The organism is Amycolatopsis thailandensis, from assembly GCF_042723255.1.
GTDB lineage: Bacteria > Actinomycetota > Actinomycetes > Mycobacteriales > Pseudonocardiaceae > Amycolatopsis > Amycolatopsis thailandensis.
In genome coordinates this window covers 9,531-15,774 of record NZ_JBHXJK010000167.1, presented here as the reverse complement: position 1 = coordinate 15,774, position 6,244 = coordinate 9,531, and the positions used below count along the sequence as shown (strand labels likewise).

Genomic DNA, 6,244 nt, shown 5'->3' with positions numbered 1-6,244 from the left:
GCGGTCCCCGTTTACCCCTCCGCCGCTAGCCTGCGACCCTTACAATCCAAAGCGCGTGAAGGCCCCCTTTCCTCGCCACACCCGTGGATAGGGGGCCTTCACGCGCTTGAGGTGTGGCAAAGTGAGGACTTGTGTCACGTCCAGACGGTCGGTCCAGTATCCAAGACGTCGCGCGTGCCCGGCTGGGCGACGGTTTCGTCGGCAGGGTCGGGGAACGCGAGGAATTCCGGGTCAATCTGGGGTTGCCGGGGAGCGACCGGCGGCGCCGGTACCTGTTCTCGGTGCACGGTCTCGCCGGGGTCGGCAAATCCTTCCTCCTCGATCAGCTGCGCGGGATCGCCGAGGAAACCCGCGCCGCCGTCGGATTCGCGAACGACAGTCAACAGGACCTTCCCGCGACGCTGGTGAAACTGGCGAAGGACCTCGCTCGCGGCGGGCACGAGATGCGCCGGTTCGAGAAGCGGCACGAGTTCTATCTCAAGGCAAGGGAACGGCTCCACAGCGATCCGCAGGCCCCCGCCGCCGGCCGCGAACTGCTGACGAAGTCCGTGGTCAAGGTCGGGCTCGGGCTGGCCAAGTCCTTGCCGGGCGGTGATCTCGCCGCCGAGGTGATCGATCCGGCTGCGGCGGCGAAGCAGCTGGAACAGCTACAGAGCTACCTGTCGGCGAAATTCAAGCGGCAGGCCGACATCCGGCTGCTGCTCGATCCGGCCGAGGAGCTGACGAAGCCGTTCGTCGAGGATCTGTGGCGCATCCCGGAATCCCGCCAGATCGCCTTGTTCTTCGACACCTTCGAGCGGACGTCGCCGGTGCTGGAGACCTGGCTGCTCGATCTGTTCGGCGGGCGGTACGGCGATCTGCCGCAGAACCTCGTCCTCACCACGGCCGGGCAGTTCCCGCTCGACGAGGCGAAGTGGAACCGCCACGCTTCGCTGCTGCACGAGATCGAGCTGCGCCCGTTCACCGAACAGGAGGCGCGGCAGCTGCTCGCCGAACGCGGGATCACCGACGAGCGGGTGATCGAGGTCGTGCTGCGGCTGTCCGACGGTCTGCCCGTGCTGGTCGCGATGCTGGCCCGGGGGAATCCCGCCGAGGCCGGGAGCGTCGGCGACCGCAGCGGTGACGCCGTCGACCGATTCCTCCACTGGGTTCCGGAGAAGCGGTTGCAGGACATCGCCGCGACGGCCGCCCTGCCGAGAATGCTCGACGAGGACGTCGTCGGGATCTTGACCGGGCCGGACCAAGCGGCGGAGATCTTCCGGTGGCTGCGGGAACTCCCGTTCGCCGGCCGCCGCGAGCTGCCCGTCCGGTATCACCCGGTGGTCCGGGGGCCGATGGTGCGGCTCGAACGCGGGCGGTCACCCGAGGAGTTCGCCGACCGGCACCGGAAGCTGGCCGAGCACTACGGAAGGCGGGCCGCCGGGCTCGGCGCCACCGGGACCGAGGTCCGAAGCCAGGCCTGGGGCGACGAACGCTGGGAACAGCTGAAGGTGGAGGAGGGGTACCACCTGCTCTGCGCCGATCCGGCGGACGCGTTGCCGGAGGCCCTGCTGAACGCGGCCAACATGATGATCACCGGTAGCGCCGCCTGCCGATCCTGGGTGCGGATGATGGAGCAGGCGGGGACGGACGCCGACGCCCCGGCCGTGCTCCGGTGGGCCGCGAGGCTCGAAGAGCGCCTGTCCTCCGGCGAAGGTCCTCGTGATGTGGAGGTCCTCGATCTGCTGGCAGGGGCGGCTGAACTCGACGCTGTCCGGCTGTCCACGGTCGTCAGGCGACGCGCCTGGGCGCACGACGATCGAGGAGAGACCGCCGCGGCCGCGAGAGACTACGACCGGGCCGTCGCCCTGAATCCCGCCGACCCCTTCGCCTGGAGCGATCGGGGGAACATGTTCCACAACGAGGGGGACTGGGAGCGAGCGCTCGAAGACCTGAACCGGGCGATCGAACTCGGCCCCGGCTACGCCTATTCCAGGCGCGGACGCGGCTCGGCTCGCGCCGAGCTGGGTGATCTCGACGGCGCGATGGAAGACCTCGACGAGGCCGTCAGGCTCCAGCCGGGCAACGCGTGGGCCTACACCGCACGCGCCAAGGTGCACGAAAAACGCGGAGACCTCCGGAAGGCCATCGACGAACTCGACACCGCGATCCGGCTCGACTCCGACTATCCGTGGGCCGTCCACCGCCGGGCCGAGCTGCTGGCTCGGCTGGCGGAGCCCGAAGAAGCGCTGGCCGGGTTCCGGGCGGCGGCCGCCCTGCGGCCGAAGAACGCGTACTACCTGGACGAGCTGGCCAGATTCCTGGAGAAAGCCGGAAAGACGGACGAGGCCGTCCAGATGTTCGACGCGGCCGTCGCGGCCGAACCCGACGAGTCCTGGGCGCTCGCGGCCCGGGCCGCGTTCCACTACCGCGCCGGGCGATACCGGCTCGCGATCGACGGTTTCACCGCGGCGATCAGGCTCGACCCGGACTACGAGTGGGCCGTCTACATGCGAGGAAGCGTCCACCTGGCGGCGGACGACCATGAGGCGGCTCTCGCCGACTTCGACCGGGCGATCGAACTGGCGCCCCAGGACGCGGAGAACCATCTCAAGCGGGCGACCGTCTTGGGGTCGCTGAAAAGGCACGATGAGGCGAAACTGGCCTTGGACCGGGCGATCGAACTCGAACCCGGCGATGCGTGGGCTCATGCCCATCGAGCCAGGGCACACGGCAGGTCCGGCGACTGGACGGCGGCGCTCGCCGATATCGACGTCGCGCTCGGGCAAGAGCCGGACATGGCCTTTTTCCACGCTTTGCGGGGCGCCTACCTGGCCGAGCTGGATCGGCACGAGGAGGCTCGCGCCGAGTTGGACGTGGCCGTCCGTTCGGAACTCGACGAGGGGTACGCCTACTACAAGCGTTCTTGTCACCGCCTCGTCTTCGGTGAGTACGCGGGCGCGCTGGCCGATGTGGAAGAGGCCCGGGCGCTCGGCTTCGGCGATGTCGACTGCCTCGCCCATCGCGCGGAGATCCACCGTCAGGCGGACGAGCACGACAAGGCTGTCGAAGATCTGCGTGAGGTGGTCAGGCGGGAACCGGACAGCGCGTACTACGGTGGCTGTCTCGGCGAAGCGCTGTTGTTCGCCGGGCAGATCACCGAGGCGGTTTCCGTCCTGCGGCGCTCCACCGCGGGAGCCGACTGGGTGCGGAACACCTTGGCACTGGCGGAGCTGAAGATCGGACAGACCGAGTCCGCCATGGCCCACTTCGAACGGGCACTCGATGAGGCGGTCACCAAAGCGGCGGCCCAGCCCCGCGATTGGGAAGCGCGGCTGGAACCCGTTCTTTACTTGGTGATCCTCGGACGGGAGCCGGAAGCGAAACGCCTGCTCGCCGACGTTCTCGCGGACGACCCGCCGCGGGAACCTCGACTGGACCTGCTGCAGAATCTCAAGGAGATCCGCGAAGTGCTTCCCGGGCTGCAGACGTCAATCGACGGACTCGTCGCCCTCGTCCCGAGGCCGGTGCTCAACCTCCCAGGTGCTTGAGCGCCTCCTTCCTGGACAGGTTGGACAGTGCCGGGTGCGCGGCCACGAACGCGCGCACCCAGTCCGGCTCGGTCTTCGCGTACTCGCGCAGCGCCCAGCCGATTCCCTTGCGCAGGAAGAAGTCCTTGTCGTCGAGGTTCGCTTCGACGGCCCGGGTGAGCAGATCGGTGTCGGTGCCGCCCTTGGCGCCGACTTGGCAGATGACCGAAGTGCGGCGACGCCACTTGTCCTCGTCGTAGGCCCACGTCAGCATCAGCGGGGTCAGCGTCTCCGGATCCGCACGCAGGATCGGCCCGACGCGACGGATCGCGACTTCGTCCACGTAGTCCCACCACGCGCCCGTCACGATCATCTCTTCGTACAGGCCGAGCAGATCGCTGTCCTGCCAGCGGGTGTAGGCGCGGTGTCCGGAAAGGGCGATCGCCGCGTAGCGCTCTTCGCGGAAGCTCGCTTCCCGCCACAAGGTCAGCACGGCGGTCGAGAAGCTCACTCGATCAGGTAGTGAATGCTCGGCGTAGACCTGTTTCAGCAGGGCCGCCCGAGGCGGTGACGCCACACCGAGGAACGGCATTTCCGACTTCATGTACGCCTGCATCGACGGCGCCTTCTCCGGATCGGCCAGCGCGGCCAAACCGTTGCGAACCGCCGAAACCAGGCTTTTCACCTCGTTCACGCGCTCTTCCTTTCCCCAGTGGACGCCGCGAGCGTACGACAGGGGACCGACAAGACTGATATGCCCGGATCGGGGTTCGGATACCGACTAAAGAGGGATGGCGGTCAACGTGTCGGTCAGCGAGATTGAAGCCGGTTCTCGGTAGCTTCGGCCCGACCGGGTCGAACGCGGACGAAAAGGAACACAGTGAAGAAATTCGTTGCCGCCCTGGCGGTCGCGGGGATCGGCGTCGGCACCATGGCGCTCGCTCCTTCCGCCACGGCCGCCTCGGCGTCGGACTTCGATCCGAAGCCCATCTCCTGGGGAGCCTGCACGCGCCCGAGCCTGGTCAAGGCCGGCGCGGAATGCGGCTTCCTCGAGGTCCCGTTGGACTACGCGAAGCCGGGCGGGGAGAAGGTCCAGATCGCCGTCTCGCGGGTGAAGCACAAGTCCGACCGGTCGCAGGGCGTCATGATCGTCAACCCGGGTGGTCCCGGTGGCTCCGGTCTCGGCCTGTCGACCCTCGGCCGGGCCGTCCCCAAGAAGGCGGGTGAGGAGTACGACTGGATCGGCTTCGACCCGCGCGGTGTGGGGGAGAGCAAGCCGGCGGTGACCTGCGACGGGAACTACGCCTCCTACAACCGCCCGCAGTACGTGCCGACCACGCGCGCCATCGAGACGGCGTGGCGTGAGAAGGCGAAGGGCTACGCGAAGGCGTGCGCCAAGAACGGCGCGATCCTCGACCACATCAAGACCATCGATGTGGCGAAGGACGTCGACAACCTGCGCAAGGCGCTGGGCGAGAAGCAGATCAACTACTACGGCTTCTCCTACGGCACCTACCTCGGTCAGGTCTACAGCACGCTCTTCCCGCAGAACGTGCGGCGGATGGTGTTCGACGGCACGGTCGACCCCCGCGACGTCTGGTACAAGGCGAACCTGAACCAGGACATCGCCTTCGACAAGAACATCAAGACCTACTTCGGCTGGCTCGCCAAGTACGACGACGTCTACCACCTCGGCAAGACCGCGTCCGCGGTCGAGAAGCTGTGGTACGGCGAGCAGAAGAAGCTGTACGACAAGCCCGCGGGCGGCGTCATCGGCGGTTCCGAGTGGACGGACATCTTCCTCCAGGCCGGCTACTACGTGTTCGGCTGGGAAGACATGGCGAACGCGTTCTCGGGCTGGGTCCACAAGGGTGACTGGCAGACCCTGAAGGGCCTGTACGACGACTCCAACCCGCCGGGCCAGGACAACGGGTACGCGGTGTACGCGGCCGTGCAGTGCACCGACGTGGCGTGGCCGCAGAGCTGGAACCGCTGGAAGTTCGACAACTGGGTCACCCACTTCCGCGCGCCGTTCGAAACCTGGGGCAACGCCTGGTTCAACGCGCCGTGCATCGACTGGCCCGCGAAGCCGGGCAAGCCGGTGGAGATCGACGGGCGCAAGGTTCCGGGCATCCTGCTGGTCAATGAGGAGAACGACGCCGCGACGCCGTACCCCGGCAGCCTCGAGGTCCGCAAGCGCTACCCGAACTCCAGCCTGATCAGCGCCCCCGGTGGCACGACGCACTCGGGTTCGCTGTCCGGTGTGTCCTGTGTGGACGACAAGATCGCGGACTACCTGCTGACCGGAAAGCTGCCGGTGCGCAAGCCGGGCAACGGTTCGGACGTGCAGTGCACCCCGGTCCCGCAGCCGGTCCCGGCCGGTGCCACCGCGGCTCCCAAGTCCGAGGTGCCGTCTTCGGTGACTGAAGTGAAGAAGGAGGCGCTGGCTCAGGCGCTGCCTTTCTGAGCCTGTCGCTTTCGGGATGCTTCGATGCCCCGGTCCGGTTTCCCGGACCGGGGCATTTCCTTTGGGCAGGTGTGTTCGCTGCCCCCGCCCCGCTCCCATACCGCACCCCCGGCCCCAGGTGTTGCGAAAGCCACTTTCGCAACCTTCAACGTTGCGAAAGTGGCTTTCACAACCTCCCTCGGCGGGCGCGGTGGTCCGTGTTCGGGAGGCACGTCGCGGAAGACACAATAAGGTCGGAAGTATTGGAGAAAAAGTGTTTGTGGAGACC

3 protein-coding genes are annotated in these 6,244 nt (G+C 67.5%); 2 read left to right on the top strand and 1 reads right to left on the bottom strand.

Annotated elements, in window-relative coordinates:
* The first annotated feature begins 131 nt into the window (after positions 1-131).
* Positions 132-3,530, top strand: coding sequence for a tetratricopeptide repeat protein (locus ACFWMR_RS38240; RefSeq protein ID WP_378381927.1), 3,399 nt, complete (start codon positions 132-134; stop codon positions 3,528-3,530).
* On the opposite strand, the gene ACFWMR_RS38235 is transcribed toward ACFWMR_RS38240, so the two are convergent.
* Positions 3,511-4,203 (bottom strand): DNA alkylation repair protein, encoded by a 693-nt coding sequence (locus tag ACFWMR_RS38235; protein WP_378381926.1) that lies wholly within the window; start codon positions 4,201-4,203, stop codon positions 3,511-3,513. The genes ACFWMR_RS38240 and ACFWMR_RS38235 overlap by 20 nt on opposite strands.
* Before the next feature lie 186 nt (positions 4,204-4,389).
* On the opposite strand from ACFWMR_RS38235, the gene ACFWMR_RS38230 reads away from it, so the two are divergent.
* Complete coding sequence (locus ACFWMR_RS38230) at positions 4,390-5,976, top strand: alpha/beta hydrolase (protein ID WP_378381925.1); 1,587 nt, start codon at positions 4,390-4,392, stop codon at positions 5,974-5,976.
* Positions 5,977-6,244: the final 268 nt, after the last annotated feature.